Source organism: Derxia gummosa DSM 723, from assembly GCF_000482785.1.
GTDB classification, from domain to species: domain Bacteria; phylum Pseudomonadota; class Gammaproteobacteria; order Burkholderiales; family Burkholderiaceae_E; genus Derxia; species Derxia gummosa.
Genome location: NZ_AXWS01000014.1, coordinates 111,624 through 130,151, shown reverse-complemented (window position 1 = coordinate 130,151; position 18,528 = coordinate 111,624). Strand labels below are relative to the sequence as shown.

The following is an 18,528-nucleotide window of genomic DNA, read 5'->3' as shown; positions in this document are numbered from 1 at the left end:
CGGTGCGGACGGTGGGGTGAAGCGCGGGCTGGTGGCGGCGGGCGCGTAGCATGTCGGGCTGACCTTTTCCCGCCTGCCCCGCACTTCGGACCCGCACATGAAGCTCGGTGACGCCCGCCTGAACGCCCCCGCAACACCCTCTGCCAGCCGCCCCACGATCGCCCAGGCGCCGCTGTTCGACACGCCCGTCGAGCTGCCGGCGCAGGAAGTCAGCCGCGACGTGCTGATCGAGAAGTACGCCAAGAACGGCGAGACCTCGATCCAGGACGTGCGCCGCCGCGTGGCGCGCGCGCTCGCCGCCGTCGAGGCCGATCCGCCCGCGTGGGAGGAGCGCTTCTACCAGGCGCTGGTGGACGGCTTCATCCCCGGCGGGCGCATCAACTCGGCCGCCGGCACGGAGTTGCAGGCCACGCTCATCAACTGCTTCGTGCAGCCGGTGGGCGATTCGGTGTCGTCCACCAAGGATGGCAAGCCGGGCATCTACGGCGCGCTGCTTGAGGCCGCCGAGACGATGCGGCGCGGCGGCGGCGTGGGCTACGACTTCTCGCGCATCCGGCCTAAGGGCGCCTTCGTGGCCGGCACCCAGAGCGCGGCGAGCGGCCCGATCAGCTACATGCGGGTGTTCGACCAGAGCTGCTCAACGGTCGAGAGCGCCGGCTCGCGGCGCGGCGCCCAGATGGGCGTGCTGCGCGTCGATCATCCCGACGTGCTCGACTTCATCCACGCCAAGCGCGACGGCAGCCTGACCAACTTCAACATGAGCGTCGGCGTGACCGACGGCTTCATGCAGGCCGTCGAGTCCGACGGCGACTGGGAGCTCGTGCATTCGGTCGCGCCGCGCGTGCCGGCCGGCCAGCAGCCCGAGCAGCGCGCCGACGGCCAGTACGTGTACCGCCGCGTCAAGGCGCGCGAGATCTGGTCGCAGATCATGGAGAGCACCTACAACCATGCCGAGCCGGGCGTGCTCTTCCTCGACCGCATCAACGAGGACAACAACCTCTGGTACTGCGAGCGGATCGAGAGCACCAACCCCTGCGGGGAACAGCCTCTGCCTGACTACGGCTGCTGCGACCTCGGCTCGATCAGTCTGTGCGGCTTCGTCGACAATCCCTTCACCGAATTCGCGCGCTTCAACTTCGAGCGCTTCGCCGACACGGTGGGCGTGGCGATCCGCATGCTCGACAACGTGCTCGACGCCACCGTGTGGCCGCTTGCCCAGCAGCAGGCCGAAGCCGCCGCCAAGCGCCGCGTCGGCCTCGGCTTCACCGGCCTCGGCGACGCGCTGCCGATGCTGCGCCTCGCCTACAACTCGGCCGAGGGCCGGGCGATGGCGCAGGAGATTTCCGCCGCGATGCGCGACGCCGCCTACCGCGCCAGCGTCGGCCTCGCCAAGGAGAAGGGCCGCTTCCCGAAGTTCGACGCCGAGCACTATCTGGGCGGCCGCAACTTCGCCTCGCGCCTGCCCGACGACATCAAGGCCGAGATCCGCGAGCACGGCATCCGCAACAGCCATCTGCTGTCGATCGCGCCCACCGGCACCATCAGCCTCGCCTTCGCCGACAACGCTTCCAACGGCATCGAGCCGCCGTTCTCGTGGTGGTACACCCGCCGCAAGCGCGAGCCCGACAACTCGATGCGCGAATACCGCGTCGAGGACCACGCCTACCGCCTCTACCAGGCGCTGCACCCTTCGCACGACGGCAAGCCCGCGCCGCTGCCCGCCTGGTTCGTGACCGCGCTGGAGATGAGCGCCGCCGACCATCTGGAGATGGTCGCCACCGTCGCGCCCTACATCGACACCGCGATCAGCAAGACGGTCAACGTGCCCGAGGACTATCCGTTCGAGGACTTCAAGAGCCTCTACTTCGACGCCTGGAAGCGGCGCCTCAAGGGCATCACCACCTACCGGCCCAACAGCGTGCTCGGTGCGGTGCTCGTCGCCGACACGCCCAAGCCCGCCGAGGCGCCGCCCAAGCCGGCGACCGCCACCGTGCCCGTGCCGCCCGGCGCCCAGCCCGTCGCGCCCGAGCTGCTGTCCGGCCTCGCGCATCCGGTCGATGCCGCACACGCGGCGGCCGGCGGCGCGGACGGCCTGCTGCCCGGCATCGACGCCGGCGGCGAAGCTTCGGCCTTCCCCGAAATCGGCCCCGGCCGCACGCCGGCCGGCGCGCCCATCGCCTACGCCGCCGAGGTGGACCGCCGCCTGCGCGTCGAACTGCCGCAGAAGCAGGTGGTCGGCACGCTGCAATGGCCCGACCGCCCGAGCCTGCCGCGCGGCGCCGAAGGTTGGGTGAGCGAGTTCATCGAGCATCCGATGGGCGCCTTCGCGGTGTTCGTCAGCCATCTGGCGAAGAAGACCGGCCGCCACACCAGCCAGCAGCCCTTCGAGGTGTGGGTGAACGGCAGCGAGCAGCCGCGCGCGCTCGGCGCGTTGGCCAAGACGCTGTCGGTGGACCTGCGCAGCCAGGACCGCGCCTGGGTGCGCCGCAAGATCGAGGCGCTCATGCGCCTGCGCGGCGACGACTATTTCGAGATGCCGATGCCGCCCGACGGCGAGCTGCGCCGCATGCCCAGCCTCGTCGCCGGCTTCGCGCATCTGGTGAAGTGGCGGCTCGAAAAGCTCAGCGCCTGGGACGACGCCGGCGGCGAGACGCCGCTGATGGACGCGCTCATGTTCGCGCGCGAACCCAAGACCGGCACCGAAGGGACGCTGAGCTGGACCGTGGACGTGCGCAACGACGCCACCGGCGACGACTTCGTGCTCGGCCTCAAGGAGCTGGACCTCGGCGACGGCCTGCGCCGCCCGTACTCGATGTGGCTCGCGGGCGAATATCCGCGCGCGCTCGACGGACTGTGCAAGGTGCTGTCGATCGACATGCATGTGATCGACCCGGCGTGGATCGGGCTCAAGCTGCGCAAGCTGCTCAAGTTCGCCGAGCCGCTCGGCGACTTCATGGCGCGCGTGCCGGGCGATACCGGCAAGCATCCGCGCTCGCAGACCTGGCCGAGTACGGTCGCTTACGTGGCGGCGCTGATCCTGCACCGCTACCGCATGCTCGGCATCCTCGACGAGCGCGGTCAGCCGCTGAATCCGACCGGGCTGGTGGACGTGGCGGCGGCCCGGGCGCGCGCCGAGGAGGCCAAGGCCGAGGCGCGACCGGCGATGCACGGAAAGGTGTGCCCGGAATGCGGGAATGCGGCGCTCATCAAGAAGGATGGGTGCGAGTACTGCACGGCTTGCGGGCACATCGGCGCCTGCGGGTGAGGGCCTTTTCTTGGCTGTGTCGCGGAGCAGGGAGGGACGCGGGTGGGGCGGCTGGAGCGGCCTCGCGCTGTGCGCGAGGCTTCCCTCGCTGCCTTCGGTAGCTCGCCGGCCCGGCGTCGCAACTCGCGCCACTGCGTGGCGCTCAAACAGCGACGCCTAAACGGCCTGCGGCCGTTTGCCCGCGCCTACCTCGTTCGCTCGGCGCACCAGACGCCCCGCCCGCGCCACTCCCCGCTCCGCGACACCTTTAAGGTACGACGGCTGATGGGGCCGCTACGCGACCCTTGCGTGGGCTTGGGCGATGTGCGGGACTGTTGAATGCAGTCGCAGTCGCAGTCGCAGTCGTGGCGAGCAGGCTCAGGCTCAGACGCATGAGCGAGCACCCCATTCCTCAATCGGCCTACGCGTGCTACGAGCCCGAGGGCCGCACAGCGGCCCAATGGGCGTCAACGCAGCGCGGAGGTGCGGGGTGGGGATGGGCGGGGCGTGGGGGTCTGGAGCGCCGAGCGAACGAGGTAGACGGTGGTGAACGCCGCAGGCGTTCAGGCCTGCCTGTTTGAAGCCCGCGCAGCGGGCTGAGTTGGCAGGCCGGGCCACCGGGCTACCGAAGGCAGCGAGGGAACCCGCCGCCGTGGGCGGCGGGCGCTCCAGTCACCCCGCGCCCCGCCGATCCCCACCCCGCACCGGACCCTGCCATCAAGCAAGAGCCGAAGCCGATGCCGGATCAATCGCGGATGACGCTCGCCGGAATCGCATCCGCCGCCGGCCGCGGCCGCATGAAGAAGCCCTTCAGCAGCCCCGCCGCGTTGAAGCTCCACGACACGACCGAATACGACGCCTCCACCACCGACCGCTTGCGGATCGTCATCGCTGCAAGCGGTGCGAGCAGCAGGCCGATGAAGGCCGCGCCGAAGCCGATCGCGTAGTCGGGCACTGCCACCGCCGTTGCCAGCAGCACCGCCAGCGCCACCCACCAGCCGATCACCGCGACGTACAGCCACAGCTCGCGCAGCTCGCGCAGGATCAGCGTCATGTGCGGCTGGCCGAGCGAGGTGCGTACCAGTTCGCCGAGGCCGCAGATGTAGTTGCTGCGCCAGCGGCGCACCAGCAGCTGGTAGGCCGGCGTGGAATGGCCGAAATGATCGACCGCCTCGCAGTCGATGCGCATGAGCTTGTAGCCGCGCGCGCGCAGCCGCACGCCCAGCTCAAGCTCCTCGTACGAATGCAGATGGCGGTTGGTCATGTAGCCGACGCGCTCCAGCGCGCTGCGGCGGTACAGGCCGCCCATGTCGAGCCGGTCGACTTCGCCGGGCGACATGTTCTTGGGCGCCCGCTTCTTGCGGGCCAGGAATTCGAGGCTCTCGGTATTGCACTCGACCACGATGCCGCCCACGCCCGCGACCTCGGGCCGGTCGGCCATCGCCGCGACGGCCCTGACCAGGAAGTCGGGCTTCATGATCATGTCGCCGTCGAGGATGTAGACGAACTCGCCGCGCGCGTACTGGTAGCCCAGCTGGGCGCCGACGCCGCAGGAGCGGTCGGACGGCGATTCGAGCTGGACGATGCGGATCGGATAGCGCGAGGCGATCTCCACGGTCCGATCGGTGGACAGCGAATCGGCAAGGATGACCTCGCCGCCGAGCGGGGCGACCGCCGCGAGCGCGCTTTCGATCGCGCGCGCGATGCCCTTCTCCTCGTTGAGGGCCTTGATGATGACGCTCACACGGACCATGGCTGATTACCTCGTATGTCCTTCGCGATCTGGGGGGTCAGGCGGTGACGGCCAGCACTTGCTGGAGCGCGTCGATGGAACCGAACGCATTCTTCCGCCAGACCGGGATGCGGTCAGCCAGGCAGGCGCGGATCACCGCATCGTCCTGCTCCAGAAGAGCGACTGCGTCACACAAAGTGGCGAGACTGACCTTGGGAGTTTCCAGCACGTAGCGGGTGTTCCCAAACAAGTCCTTGTTAAGACCTTTTGCTTTCACCGAATAAGCGATCGAGATGCAGGGCACGCCCATCGACATCGCGGCGATGGTGGCGTGAGTGCGCGCACCGATGAAGCCGGCCAGCTTCGAGATCACATGCTTGAGCTGCGAGGCGTTGAAGGTGGGCGGCAGCATGCCGACCTTGTTCGCCTTGTCGCCCAGGCGCGCCTTCAGGCCGCGCATGTAGTGCGAGTCGGAGTTCTCGGCCACGCCGTCGAGCGGATCGACGTGGGGCACGAGCAGCACGCGGTACTTGCCTTCGTCCACCAGCTTCTCGATGAAGCGCACCACGTCGGCGTCGAGGCTTTCGACGGCTTCGGGCGTGGGGCGGAACTTGCGGATCAGCGGGCTGACGTTGAGGCCCAGCACGGGCTGGTCGCCTGGCGGCAGGTACTTCTCGAAATCGACGGCCTGCGGTTGCAGGTTGAAGGCCGGGTCGGCGACGAGCACCGACTTGTTGACGCCGATGCCGCGCAGATAGGCCAGCGTCTCGGTCTCGCGCACGGTGATCGCGTCATAGGCGTTGAGGTGATCGACCATGATCTTCTCGACCGCCGCATTGGCCTTGAACGGGCCGACCGACGCCGCCCACAGCACGGTCTTCTTGCCTTGGCGCGCGGCGTTCTCGATGAAGCCGCTCCACTCGTACAGCGACACCAGGCCGTAGTCGAGCGAGATGACGTCGCCGCCGGTCATGATGACCGCGTCGCTCTCGGCCACGCGGGCGCGCGAGTTGGCATCGGTGTCGAACAGCGGCGGCTTGGAATTGCGCAGGAAGGGCAGGATCTTGCCGGCGCGCCACCACCACACGAGGCCGTCCGGCAGCACCGGCGCTTGGGTGAACTCGATGCCGTTGGCCTTGGCGTCGGGCCATTGCGGGCCGTCGAGGTCGGGGCGGAACGAGGGGCAGACCACCTTGACGTCGTTGCCCATGCGCTGACGCAGCATCCACGTGGTCGAGCGCACCAGCGCCTCGCAACCGCGGTTGCCGAAATTGTTCTGGCCGGCGAGATAGAGCTTCATTTCGTGGGCGTTCCTGTGATGGGAGGGGTCTTCTTCGGCTTGATGACGGCGGGGATGCCGACCGCGATGTGGTTGCTCGGCACGTCGGTGACGACGACGGCATTCGCGCCGATGTCGACGTCGTCGCCGATGTGGATCTTTCCGAGCAGCTTGGCACCCGCGCCGACATTGACGCGGTTGCCCAGGACCGGCGCGTCGAAGGGCCGGTCGATGTTCTTGATCCCGAAGGTCACGCCCTGCCGGATGATGCAGTCGTCACCCATGACCGTATGACCGTGCACGACGATGGCGCCCGGGTGCTCGATGATCAGCCGCGCGCCGATCTTGGCCGACACGCCGATCGTGATGGTCGAGAGGATTTCCACCAGCTTCGACAGGATCACGTGCGCGATCCCGAGCGGAATGCGGATGAGCTTGCTCCTGTAGCGGAAGCGCAGATGGCCGAAGCGGTACACCTGCAGCGCCCAGAAGCCCTGCGAAAGAAGGCCTTCGCGATAGACGCTCAGGTCGTCGAAGAAGCTCAGTGCCATGCGGCCTCCGGCCGGCGGCGGATAGCGGTCATCACCATGTGAACAGCGGCTTGGGCAGGGCGCGATTGATCGTGTCGCGCTCGAATTGCGAAAACGGCCGCACGATGCGCGTGCCGACCAGATAGACGACGGCTGCCAGCGCAAGCCCCGCGAGCACGCCCGGCTTGCCCGGCAATGCTGTCACCACCGGCAGCGCGCAAAGCGCTGAAATGCCGGCGAAAGCCCAGAGCTTGGCGTGACCCGGCCAGTCGAAGCTGAAGACGATGCCGTGGCCGCGCAGCACGCGCGAGCAGCCGAAGCCGCGCAGCAGCTCGCTCAGCACCAGACCCGCGCACAGCGCGAGCGGCCCGGCGACGCGGTAGCCGACCAGCCCGGCGACGATGCCGCCCAGGCCCCAGATCGTGCCAACGAGCACCGAGCGGCTGTCTTCCACCGCCAGCGCCAGCAGGCCGAGCACGAGATTGAGCGTCTGGCCCGCGAGCAGGAAGCCGAAGGCCACCAGATACGGCCCCGCTTCCGGGAACGCGCCGCCCGACAGCGTCGACGCCACCGTGTTGCCGCCCACCGCGAAGAAGGTGGTGGCCGGCGCGATCACGAACACGTTCAGCTTGAGGATCAGGTTGGCCAGCGCCACCAGCCGCGCAGGATCGTCATGCCGGGTGCGCTGGGCCACGAAGATGGGCCGCAGCATGCCGATGAGCAGCACCATCGGCAGATAGCGCTGGACGATGCCGCCGATGGCCGTCGCGAAGCCGAAGGCGCCGGCCTCGACCGCGCCCGCCAGCCGTACCAGCAGCAGCTTCACCACCTCGGGCCCCTGCATCTGATAGACCGATTGCGCCAGCCAGCTCGGCAGCGCGTAGCGCAGCACGCGCGCGCGGTCGGGCTTGCCTTCGGTGCCCGGTTCGGCGGCGGCGAGCTGGCCGAGGTGGCGCCAGATCATGACGGCGGCGGCGAGGCTGCCCGCGCCGCTCGCGGCGATTTCCACCTTCACCCAGTCGACGAGCGCCACCTTGTCGGCGGCTGCGTGCCAGAGCAGCGCCAAGCCGCCCAGGCGGATGCCAGTGCGCAGCAGCACCGACACCTGCGTCGCGCCCTGCATCAGCAGCGATTCGAAGATGAGGTCGGTGTAGCGCGCGAAGCCCTCGGCCACGATCACGGCCGCGTACAGCGCCACTACCGTCGCTTGGCCGGGCACGCCCATCAGCTCGGCGATCGGCCCCGGAAACAGCACCAGCGCCGCCGCCGCGATCACCAGCGACGCGAGCCGCCAAATGGAGAGGCCGCCGATCGTCGTCTGCAGCGCGCGGCCCTGGCCGCGCGAGCGCAACTCGGGCGTGTAGCGCATGAGCGCCGGCAGCACGCCGGTATTGCTCACCATGTTCACGATCTCGAACGCGGCCAGCAGCGCTACGTAGATGCCGTAGTCGTTGCGGTCGAGCGCACGCACGAGCACCAGCAGCAGCGCCGCGCCGAGCACAGCGGTCGCCGACTTGCCGATCGCGAAATGGAGCAGGCTCCGCCTGACCCGCTGGGTCGAATAGGCGCCTGCGCTGGCCTGGGTCATCCTGATGGTCCGAAGGAGGAAGCGGGCTCGGCGCGGAACGCGCCTGCCGGGTCTTGTGGGTATGCCGCCGATCGCGCGAATTCCGGAGAGAAAAGTCGACTTTCATCTACCGGAATGCTGCACTGCGATCAGGAAGCGAAACGATTCTAGACACGCCCCCCGCGCACTCATCGCCGGAGGGGGGCTCGGGGCGATGAATGGCTGCCGTGAGGTAGCGGCCGCAGCGCGGCGCCGATCAGCCGCGTGCAGAGTGGGGGCCGACCTGCACCCGTGTCGTCGTGGTGTGAGTGTTGGCGGTCGGGGTGACGCTGGCCGCGGCGACGGTGCACGGCCCGATCACGCTCGGCGCCGACAGCGTGCTCGGTCCGAGGCTCGCGGCCGACAGCGTGTTGGGGCCGACCACGGTAGACACACCGCCGGCGCGCGTCGGTCGGCCGAGGCCGGTGTCGCCGAAGCCGGGCACCGCGAGGCTGGTGCCGAGCAGACGGTGATAGACGACCGCCAGTTCGCGGCCCAGGCCGGCGTAGGTGCGGTGGGCACGCACGAAGGGCGGCCCGGCCTTGGCCATCGCGGCGGCGCGCTCGGGGCTGGCGAGGATGCTGCTGATCGCCTCGGCAAAGCCGCCCACTTCCATCGGCACCGACAGGCCGGCGCCGCTGTCGCGCAGCACCTGCTGCTGGTCGGGCTGGTCGTTGCCGACCACCGGAATGCCGAGCGCGAGGTATTCGACGACCTTGGTCGGCGAGGCGCTGTCGAGCAGCTCGCCGCGCGGAAACAGCGACAGGCCGATCTCGGCGCGACGCATCCAGGCCCAGGCGGCATCGGACGGCACCCAGCCGGTATGGACGATGCAGTCGGTCACGCCGATCTCGGCGGCGCGCTCGACCAGGAAGCGGCGGTCCTCCGCCTCCTCGGCATCGCCCACGAGCAGCAGGCAGATGTCGGGGATGGTCTTGCGCAGCTCGGCCACGACCTCGAACAGGAAGTCGATGCGGCGCGCGCGTTCGAGCGTGCCGAGATAGCCGATCACGCGCCGGCTCGCGAGCCGCGAGGCGTCGATGCGCACCTCGGTGCGGCGGGTCGCGCGGTCGAGATCGACGCCCATTGGCACCGGCGTGAGCCGGTCGGGGCGGATGCCGCGCGCGACCAGCTCTTCCTTCATGCGGTCGCTCTGCACGAACACGTGATTGCAGCGCGGCATGAGCCAGCGATAGAGCAGGCGCTTGCCGATATGGCCCTTGAGCGTGAGGAAGGCCCAGCGCAGCAGCCCCAGGCGCAACCCCTGCTGACGCGCGATGGCGACGAAGCTCTCGCAGATCGGGAACGAGGCCCAGTAGAAGAAGGGCACGCCCAGCATGCGCGCGCGCATCAGCCCGAACAGGCCGGCGAAGGCCTTGTCGCGCACCTGGATCGCGGCGTAGTCGCCAGGACGGGCGCGCCAGAGCCGGCGCAGGTCGTGGAAGAAGGACGTGACCTGGTTGCGTACCGCGCTGCCGCAGCGCGGCGCGAGGTCGAGTCGGCCGGCGCCCCAGCCGGCGTTCAGATCGGAATTGGGCGCCTGCTGGGCCACGAGATCGGTCGAGATGCCGTGGCGCGGCAACTCCTGGCCGAACAGCACCGTCACGTCGGGCCGGTGGGTCGGAAAGCCGTCGGGAATCAGGTACAGCAGGCGCGGACCTTCGGCCGGACCGGTCGGCTGGCTGGGCGGTGACGAAGGCGTTTGCGTCATGTCGGGGGCGGGCGAGTGGCGGAAACCGGATGCGCGCAAGGTTGCGCGACAAGCGCCGGCAACTGCATTGACGGCAAAGGATGGGACAGGCTTATCCCGTATGGCACCGTGGCAGCGTGGAGGAAATCACGAACGCTAGTAAGCGAAAGCTGGCAATGACCACCAGTAAAACGCCCGGTTTCCGGCGCAACGGCAGGCGGGGGGCGACGACCGCGAGCCTGGTCGCGGGCCACCCCGTCCACGCGCCGGCTGTGGCGGCTTTGCAAGACCGGGGCGCATATCTTCGCGGTCTGTCCAGCCTGTCGGCCGGGCAATGACCCGTCTGGGACCGTCATCGGAGCGCACTCATCGCATGAAGAACACCCAATCGATTCTGGCCCTCGCGCTGGTTATCGCCACCAGCGAGCCGACGAACGCGGCACCGGTGGAGCCGGCCGCGCCCGATGCGACATATCTCAGAAATGCTGCCGCGCGCTGGCGTGAGCCGGCCAGCCCCGAACTGGCGGTGGTCGCGGGCAGCGCGCTCGACTTCTCGGCCACGCTGGCGGGCGCCGATCAGCGGCAGCTCTGCGCCACCTCGGTGCTGGGCGGGCTCAACAGCCTCGCGCCGTCGAAGGCGGAGATGCCGGCCTATCTGGCCCAGCTCCGGCGCAGCGGCTACAACCTCGTGCGATTCCATGCGGTGGACGCGGCGCTCATGGACAAGGCGACGAAGGATTTCGACTTCGACCCGCAGAAGCAGGATGACTTCGACCGCTTCGCCGCCGAGCTGAGCAAGGCGGGCATCGGGATCATGAGCGACATCCTCACGCTCGATTCGGGCGCCTACGGGAACATTCCCAACCGCTGGCGCAGCGACACCCAGCTCAAGCTCAGGCTCAACCTCGACGATCCCGAGGCCAGGCAGCACTGGAAGACGCTGGTGGACAAGGTGTTCGCGCGCAAGAACCCCTACCTCGGCCACTCGCTGCTCGAAGATCCGGCCCTGAAGGTGGTGGCGCTGGTGAACGAGGGCGGCATCGCCTTCACCTCGCTCATGAACCGCCAGACCTTTCCGCAGCTGGTGCGCCCGCGTTTCAACGACTGGCTGGCGAAGAAGTACGGCGACGCCGACGGCCTGAAGAAGGCCTGGCAGGCCGAGGCCGGCAATGACGAGGACCCGAAGCGCGGCACCGTCGAGCTGCCGGTGTACATGGCGCGCAACGTCAATCCGCGCAATGAAGACTTCGCGCGCTTCCTCACCGACCAGGAGCGCGCCACCTTCGGCTGGATGACGGCCTATCTGCAATCGAAGGGCTACAAGGGCCTGATCACCGCCATCAACAACGAGACGGCGGTGCAGAAGGTGGCCTCGCGTTCGGCGCTGAGCGCAGTTGATCTGCACATGTACAACGACCTGCCCGAAGGCTCGTTCGAGACGCCGATGACGGTGAAGCACGAGAGCGTGTTCGACAACGACCTCAAGTTCATCCGCCAGCTGCTGCCGACGCGCGTGTGGGGCAAGCCCTTCTACGTGAGCGAGTTCGGCGATGTGTACTGGAACCGCAACCGGCGCGAGGGCAACGTGCTGTTCGGCGCCTACGCCGCGCTCCAGGGCTGGGACGGCATCTGCCAGTACGGCGAGAACGCGACCCAGCTGCGCTACGACGCGCAGAAGAAGTTCGGCCGCTATTCCACCCAGTACCCGTTCTACGTCTGGGACGACCCGATCGCGGCGGCCTCCGACCGTATCAACGCGCTGCTGTTCCGGCGCGGCGACGTCAGTCCGGCGAAGCGCGCGGTGGCGATGGTCTACCGCGAGGGACCGGCGCAGACGGGCTGGGTGCCCTATGTGCGTAATGCAGATCCCTCGCTGGCGCGGCTCGGCTTCATCAGCCGGGTCGGCTGGATGCCCGAGGCGGCGGTCGATGGCGCCGGCAAGCCGGCCGCCGCCGCGAAGCTGGCCGGCGCCACGCCCGACCTCGTGCTCGACCCCTTCGGCGGCAATGGCGCCGACATGGCGCCGCCAGCGCGCGCGCAGCTGCTGATGAAGGCCGGCGCGCAGAACGGCGCCTGGCTGGAGCGCGTGGCGCGGCTGCGCGAGGGCGGCCTGCTCGACAAGGCCAATGCCACCGACGCGGCGGCGGGCGTGATCGAGAGCGACACCGGGCAGGTGATGGTGGACCTGCCCGGACATCGGGCGCGCGTCGTGACGCCGAGGTCGGAGCTGGTGATGTTCCGGGACCGGCCGCTCGACGGACGCTTCCTGCGCGTGGATCGGGCGACGGCCGAGCAGACGATCGGCGTGTTCGCGGTGGATGCGGCGCCGCTCGCGTCGTCGAAGCGGCTGCTGCTGGTGCAGCTGACCGACGCGCGTCCGACCGACATGCGCTTCGCCGACCCCGACCAGAAGACGGTCACGAACTGGGGCCACTGGCCGGTCACGCTGCGCGGCGGCGTGGCGATGCTGAAGCTCGGCATCGACGGCGCGGGCTGGAAGCTGTACGCGCTCAACCTCGACGGCAGCCGGCGCGAGGCGCGGCCGGTGGGCGCGGACGGCTCGGTGCTGCTCGACAACCTCGCCGGCGACGGCGCGACGGTCTATTACGAGCTGGTGCGGGAGTAAGGCGCGGCGCGGCGGCGAGGCTGACGACACGAGGTCCGCCGCCGGCCGGGCGACCGGTGCGGCGACATTCGGCGCGGGTTCGGCGGCCGGCGCCGCGCTCAGTTGCTGTCTTCGCCCGGCGGCATGCTGTAGTTGGGCCGCGCGCGGCCGCCGCGCATGGCCGGGCCGCGCTGGCCCGGCGGAATGCCGCCCGCCGACGGGTCGTCGATCACCGCGTCCTCGCCCGCGCCGGGCGGCATGGGCTGGGGCGCGACGCTGCCCGGCGCCTGCATGAACTGCTGCGGCGGTGGCGCGACGAAGGTGCCGCCCGGACCGGGCCGGTTCTCGAAGGTAAGGATGCCGTCGGCGCCGCGCGCCACGCGCGGATCGGAGATGGTGCGGGCGATGCCACCGCCGTCGCCCGACGGTACGCCGCTGTCGGCGGCCGGGGCGCGCGCCAGCGCGACTTCGGCGCGGGCGCCGTTCTGGTCGAACACCACGCGGTTGGCATGCACCTCGGCCAGCAGCAGGCCGGGCGCCACGCTCTGGCCGGCGCGGTAGGCCCGCACCGGACGGCCATCCACCACCAGCGCCGCGACGCCGCCGCGCTCGCCCTCGCGCGGCGCGATCACGCCCACGAGCTGCACGTTCGACAGCGCGGTCGTCACCACCGGTCCACCGAACAGGCGCGGCTGGGCGCCGGTATCGAACACCGACTGCATCGGCGGCGCCGGCACGGCCACGATGGGAGGCATCGGCGCGCGCAGCTGCACGAACCAGTACGCGGTCGCGGCGCAGAGCACGGAGAAGGCCAGCAGGTGCGTCAGGCCACGAAACAAGGCGGTCAACATGATCGTGCGAGTATTGCACGCCGCTCCGGGGCCCCGGAGCCGGCGAATCGTCCCAAATCCGGCCGTCAGGCGGCCGTCCCAGACACCATCATGAAGCCCGTTCATTTCCACTCGCGCAGCCGCGGTTTCACGCTCATCGAGATCATGGTCGTCATCGTGATCCTGGGCATCCTGGCGGCACTCGTCGTGCCCAAGGTCATCGGCCGCGCCGACGACGCCCGCGTCACCGCCGCCAGGCAGGACATCGCCCAGGTCATGCAGGCGCTCAATCTCTACAAGCTCGACAACAGCCGCTACCCGACGCAGGAACAGGGCCTCAAGGCGCTGGTGCAGAAGCCCACGAGCGGCCCGATCCCGGGCAACTGGCGCAGCGGCGGCTATCTGTCGAAGATGCCCGCCGACCCCTGGAAGGGTCCCTACCAGTACCTGAACCCCGGCGTGCGCGGCGAGATCGACGTCTTCTCGTTCGGCGCCGACGGCAAGCCGGGCGGCACCGAGATCGACGCCGACATCGGTTCCTGGGATCTCTGACGCCACGCGTCGCGGGCGCGAGGCGGTTCGCCATGACGGCAGCGCAGGTCCGCGCGTTCCTGCAGGCGCTTGCATCCCGGCCCGCGTGCGGCGCCGGGGCGCGTCCGGCGGCGCCGCATGGCCGCGGTGGTCGGATCGCGCGCGGCTTCACCCTCATCGAGCTGATGGTCGTGGTCGTGCTCGCGGGCGTGATGCTCGCGATGGTGAGCATCAGCGCCTTCCCCGACGACCGCAGCAAGCTGCGCGAGGAGGCCGACCGGCTGGCCCAGCTCTGGACCATCGCCCAGGACGAGGCCGTCGTGCGCGGCACGCCGGTGCTCTGGCAGGCGACCACCGAAGGCTATGAATTCGCGGTGCGCGACGGCCGCCGCTGGCGCGCGCTCGACCGCGACACCGCCCTGCGCGCGCGGCCCTGGCCGTTCACGCCCTTGCGCGTGAGCGTGCTGGGCCTGACCGCCAACGGCCCGCAGACGAGCCAGATCCGCATCGAGTTCTCGCGCGCGACGCTGGCCGAGCCGATCGTGGCCACGCTGCAATACGGCGGCGCCACCGCCACCGTGCGCGGCGACGGCCTCGGCGGCTTCTCGGTGGACGAGGTGCCGCGATGACGCGCCGCGCCGTCGGGTTCGCGCGCGGCTTCACCCTCGTCGAGGTGCTGGTCGCGCTCGTGATCGTGGGCGTCGCGCTCGGCGCGAGCCTGCGCGCGGTCGGCGGCATGGCGCGCCAGAACGAGGTGCTGCGCGCCAAGCTCTATGCCGGCTGGAGCGCGAGCAACCGCATCGCCGAACTGCGCGCGACCCGGGTCCAGCCGGCCATCGGCCAGCGCAGCTTCCAGTGTCCGCAGGGCCGGCTGGAGCTGGTCTGCGACGAGGATGTCAAGGCGACCGGCAACCGCTACATGCGCCGGGTCGAGATCACCGTGTACAGCGACGCCTCGCGGCGCGAATGGCTCACCACGGTGTCGACCGTGCTGGCCAACGGGAGCGACATGTGAGGCGGCGCGCGGGCTTCACGCTGATCGAGATGCTGGTGGCGATCACCATTCTCGCGGTCATCTCGCTGCTGTCGTGGCGGGCGATCGACTCGGTCGTGCGCGCGCGTGCCCAGCTCACCGAGGAGCTGGCCCAGCAGCGCGCGCTGGAGGCGCTGTTCGGCCAGTTCGAGACCGATCTGCGGCTCGCGGCGCGCGACACCGGCAACGTCGCCACGCCGGGCACGGCCAGCACGCTGCCGGGCATCCTGTTCGGGCGCGGCGAGCTGCGCATCCTGCGCCAGCTGCCGGCCGCCCTCGGCGGGCCGGTGCGCTGGCAGTTCGTGCGCTACCGGCTCGATGGCGACACCGTCTGGCGCGAGACGCGGCCGGTCGCGACGCCCGACGAGGCGCGCCGCGTCGCGGTGGCGAGCGACTGGCCCGACGCGATCCGCCAGCGCCTGCTCGGGTCGGTCAGCTTTCTGCGCTTCGAGGTCTGGAATGCCTCGCTCTGGGTCCAGCCCGAGGGCGATCTGCTGCGTCGGCTGCAATACGCCGCCGCGATGAGCGAACTCACCCCGCGCGAGCAGAGCCAGCAGGGCAGCGCGATGCTGCTGACGATCGAGCTGGGCAACGGCGAGCGCTTCCGGCGCGCGGTCATGGTGCGCGAATGAGCGGGCGGCGAGCGGACATGGCCGGCATGCGCGCGGCGGGCCGGCGCACCCCGGCCGGAGCGCGGCGCGCGGCGTCGCAGCGCGGCGTCGCCGTCATCACCGCGCTGCTCATCGTCGCGCTCGCCACCATCGCCGTGACCGGGCTGCTCTGGCGCCAGCAGGTGCAGGCGCGCATGGTCGAGAACCATCTCGCGCTCGGCCAGGATCGCTGGCTCGCGCGCGCCGCGATCGACTGGGCCCGCCTCGTGCTGAAGGAAGACAACAAGAATTCGCACGACCACCTCGGCGAGGTCTGGGCGGTGCCGATCGCCGAGACGCGCATCTCCGATGCCCAGGGCTCGCGCGACCGCGAAGCTTGGCTGTCCGGCGCCATCGCGGACGAACAAGCGAAATTCAACCTGCTCAATCTGCTGGACGCGGCCGGCAGGCCCGACACCGCCTGGATCGCGCGCTTCCAGCGCCTGCTCGTGCTGGAAGGCCTGTCGGGCGGACTGGCCGCCGCCGCCGCCGAGGCCCTCACCGCGACCCAGACCGTGACCGACACCAGCACCGGCCAGACCCGCCAGCCGACGCAGCTGCCCTGGCTCGGCGTGGACGACCTGGGCCGGCTGTCGGGCGTCGATTCGGCGGCGATCGAGAAGCTGCGGCCCTTCGTCACGGTGCTGCCGCGCATGACCCAGGCGGTCACCCAGGTCAACTGCAATACGGCGAGCGCCGAGGTGCTGCATGCAACAATCGACAACTACTCGGCCTCGGACGCCGCCCGGCTCGTCGCACTGCGCCAGCGCACGCCCTTCGTGCAGACCAGCCAGTGCACGCTGCCCGACAAGGCGCCCGAGAACGCGGCGGCGCTCGACGTGAAGTCGAGCTTCTTCCGCGTGACCGGCCGGGTCCGATACGAACGCGCGCTGCTGCTCACCGAGGCGCTCGTCTACCGCGAAAGCGGCTCCGCGCGCACCACACGCGTGCTCTGGAGCCGCGAGGACTGATCACATGGCGTTACTGCGACTGCGCTTCGGGGCCGATGCCGCCGAAGCCTGGGAACACGGCGATCCTCCCCGGACCCTCTTCGAATTCGCGCTCGTCGAGCGCGGCGGCGCCACGCGCCAGGGCCGCGCCGAACTGGCCGATCTGCCGCTCGCCGACACGCTCGAGATCGTGCTGCCGGCGCGCGCCGCGCGGCTGCTGCGGCTCAAGCTGCCGCCGGTGAAGCCGGCGGTGCTGCGCCGCGTGCTGCCCAATCTGGTCGAGGACTCGGTCATCGGCGATCCGGCCGAGAGCTTTGCGGCGGTGCTGCCCGGCATCGGCGCCGACGGCCTGCGCGAGGTGGCGGTGCTCGACCGGCGCTGGCTGCGCGCGGCCCAGCGCGTCGCGCAACTGCGCGCCGCCCGCCGCGTCGTGGTCGTGACCGAGGCGATGCTCGCGCCGTCCGTGCCCTTTCTCTGCGCCGAGGGCGGCGAGGCCTGGCTGCGGCATGCCGATGGCGTGCTGCCGTTCGCGCTCGATGGCGCGGGCACCACCGTGGCGACCGGCCCGGCCGCATCCGTCGCCGGCAGCGCATCGGCGGCCCGCGCGCCCGCCGACCCGCCGCCCGCGCTGCGCCTCGCGGCCGCGCGGCTCAGGTCCGGCGCCGTCGCCAGCCTCGATTGCGCCGGCCTCGACGCCGACCTCTGCGCGCGCTGGTCCGACGCGCTCGGCCTCGCGCTCGCGCCTTCGGACTGGCGCTGGACCGACGCCGCCCCCGCGCTGCCCGACGCTTCGCTGCTGCAATTCGAGTTCGCGCGCAGCACGCGCGGCGCCGGTCAGACCCTGCGGCCCTGGCGCTGGGCGATCGGCTTCGCGGCGGCGGCGCTGCTGGTGTGGACCGTCGGCCTCAACGCCGACTGGCTGCGCCTGCGCCGCGAGCACGCCCGCATCACCGCGCAGATGGAAACCGACTTCCGCACCGCCTTTCCCGAGGTGCCGCTGGTGGTCGATCCGCTGCGCCAGGCGCGACGACAGGTCGAACTGGCCAGCACCGCCGGCCAGGACCGCTACCTCGAACTGACCACGGCGCTCGCCGGCCTGCTGCCGCCCAATGACGCGACCGGCAGCCTGCGCACGCTCAACTTCACCGCCGGCACGCTGCGCGCGAGCCTCGCGCCGGCGGTCGCGCCCATGACCGAGCAGCTGCTCGACGCCCTGCGCGCGCGCGGCTACGACGCCGTCGCCGAGCCCCAGGGCGACGGCAGCCAGATCCTCGTGCTGCGCAAGCGGGAGGCGTCATGAGCCGCGCCGCCCGCCCGTCTCCGGAGACCGCATGAGCGCCCGCCTCAACCTCCCGGCGCTCGACGCCGCGCGCGCCCGGTTCGACGCGCGCTGGACCGCGCTGCCGCCGCGCGACCGCCGCATGCTCGTGATCGGCGCCGTCGCCGTCGGTCTCGCGCTGTTCTGGACCCTGCTCGTCGATCCGGCCCTCGCCGGCCGCGAGCGCGTGCAACGCGATCTGCCCCGGCTCCAGGCCGAGGCCGCCGAGGTCGCGGGCATCGCGGCCAATCCGCCGCGCGCCCAGCGCAACCTCCAGGCCGAAGGGCCGCTGCGCCCGGCCATCGAGGCCGCCTTGCAGGAAGGCGGCCTGCGCGCCGACCTCGCCACCAACGCCGCCGGCGTGCTGGTGGTGAAGTTCTCCGAGACGCCCTATCCGCAGATCGCCGACTGGCTCGCGCGCGTCGTCGCCGACCTCGGCGTGACGATCGAGGGCGCGGCCATCACGCCGGTTGAGGGCAAGGCCGGCGCCGGCGGCAAGGTGAACGCCGAGTTCACGCTGCGCCGGTGAT

The 18,528-nt window shown here is 70.7% G+C and carries 14 protein-coding genes and 1 pseudogene; 9 read left to right on the top strand and 6 right to left on the bottom strand.

All coding sequences use genetic code 11. From position 1 onward, the window contains the following. Positions 1-97: 97 nt before the first annotated feature. Positions 98-2,005: pseudogene (locus H566_RS30580) on the top strand (adenosylcobalamin-dependent ribonucleoside-diphosphate reductase); the annotation flags it as partial. A gap of 1,984 nt (positions 2,006-3,989) precedes the next feature. On the opposite strand, the gene H566_RS0114080 reads toward H566_RS30580, so the two are convergent. The 5 genes from H566_RS0114080 to H566_RS25195 all read right to left on the bottom strand — a co-directional run bounded on the left by H566_RS0114080 (position 3,990) and on the right by H566_RS25195 (position 10,102). After that, the gene (locus H566_RS0114080) at positions 3,990-4,997 is read right to left on the bottom strand and encodes a glycosyltransferase family 2 protein (protein WP_028311936.1); all 1,008 of its coding nucleotides are present in this window, start codon (positions 4,995-4,997) and stop codon (positions 3,990-3,992) included. Positions 4,998-5,034: 37 nt separating this feature from the next. Further along, positions 5,035-6,276: a polysaccharide pyruvyl transferase family protein gene (locus tag H566_RS0114075; RefSeq protein ID WP_028311935.1), complete on the bottom strand. Its 1,242-nt coding sequence runs from the start codon at positions 6,274-6,276 to the stop codon at positions 5,035-5,037. Continuing rightward, a complete protein-coding gene (locus tag H566_RS0114070) occupies positions 6,273-6,806 on the bottom strand; it encodes a serine O-acetyltransferase (protein ID WP_028311934.1) in 534 nt (177 codons plus the stop codon). Before H566_RS0114070 ends, H566_RS0114075 begins: the two co-directional genes overlap by 4 nt. Before the next feature lie 31 nt (positions 6,807-6,837). After that, a complete protein-coding gene (locus tag H566_RS0114065; RefSeq protein ID WP_028311933.1) occupies positions 6,838-8,373 on the bottom strand; it encodes a lipopolysaccharide biosynthesis protein in 1,536 nt (511 codons plus the stop codon). Between the two features lie 235 nt (positions 8,374-8,608). Then, the gene (locus H566_RS25195; RefSeq protein ID WP_051378775.1) at positions 8,609-10,102 is read right to left on the bottom strand and encodes a glycosyltransferase; all 1,494 of its coding nucleotides are present in this window, start codon (positions 10,100-10,102) and stop codon (positions 8,609-8,611) included. Positions 10,103-10,454: 352 nt separating this feature from the next. On the opposite strand from H566_RS25195, the gene H566_RS0114055 reads away from it, so the two are divergent. Further along, the gene (locus H566_RS0114055) at positions 10,455-12,707 is read left to right on the top strand and encodes a beta-galactosidase (protein WP_028311932.1); all 2,253 of its coding nucleotides are present in this window, start codon (positions 10,455-10,457) and stop codon (positions 12,705-12,707) included. Positions 12,708-12,805: 98 nt separating this feature from the next. On the opposite strand, the gene H566_RS27530 is transcribed toward H566_RS0114055, so the two are convergent. Then, the gene (locus H566_RS27530; RefSeq protein ID WP_051378774.1) at positions 12,806-13,537 is read right to left on the bottom strand and encodes a type II secretion system protein N; all 732 of its coding nucleotides are present in this window, start codon (positions 13,535-13,537) and stop codon (positions 12,806-12,808) included. A gap of 90 nt (positions 13,538-13,627) precedes the next feature. Here H566_RS27530 and gspG point away from each other — a divergent pair, with 90 nt between their 5' ends. From gspG to gspM, 7 genes are read left to right on the top strand one after another with little or no spacing between them, the layout of a single operon-like run. Then, positions 13,628-14,068, top strand: a complete 441-nt coding sequence (gene gspG / locus H566_RS0114045; protein ID WP_034411823.1) for a type II secretion system major pseudopilin GspG — start codon at positions 13,628-13,630, stop codon at positions 14,066-14,068. Positions 14,069-14,100: 32 nt separating this feature from the next. Beyond that, positions 14,101-14,676, top strand: a complete 576-nt coding sequence (gspH, locus tag H566_RS25185; RefSeq protein ID WP_051378773.1) for a type II secretion system minor pseudopilin GspH — start codon at positions 14,101-14,103, stop codon at positions 14,674-14,676. Continuing rightward, positions 14,673-15,062 (top strand): type II secretion system minor pseudopilin GspI, encoded by a 390-nt coding sequence (gene gspI / locus H566_RS0114035; RefSeq protein WP_028311930.1) that lies wholly within the window; start codon positions 14,673-14,675, stop codon positions 15,060-15,062. Before gspH ends, gspI begins: the two co-directional genes overlap by 4 nt. After that, the gene (locus tag H566_RS25180) at positions 15,059-15,712 is read left to right on the top strand and encodes a PulJ/GspJ family protein (protein WP_051378772.1); all 654 of its coding nucleotides are present in this window, start codon (positions 15,059-15,061) and stop codon (positions 15,710-15,712) included. Before gspI ends, H566_RS25180 begins: the two co-directional genes overlap by 4 nt. 17 nt (positions 15,713-15,729) lie before the next feature. After that, positions 15,730-16,701, top strand: coding sequence for a type II secretion system minor pseudopilin GspK (gene gspK / locus H566_RS0114025; RefSeq protein ID WP_051378771.1), 972 nt, complete (start codon positions 15,730-15,732; stop codon positions 16,699-16,701). A gap of 4 nt (positions 16,702-16,705) precedes the next feature. After that, positions 16,706-17,980 carry a type II secretion system protein GspL gene (gspL, locus tag H566_RS0114020; RefSeq protein WP_028311928.1) on the top strand — a complete coding sequence of 425 codons (1,275 nt, stop codon included), beginning with the start codon at positions 16,706-16,708 and terminating at the stop codon, positions 17,978-17,980. Positions 17,981-18,011: 31 nt separating this feature from the next. Then, the gene (gene gspM, locus H566_RS0114015) at positions 18,012-18,527 is read left to right on the top strand and encodes a type II secretion system protein GspM (protein WP_028311927.1); all 516 of its coding nucleotides are present in this window, start codon (positions 18,012-18,014) and stop codon (positions 18,525-18,527) included. Position 18,528: the final 1 nt, after the last annotated feature.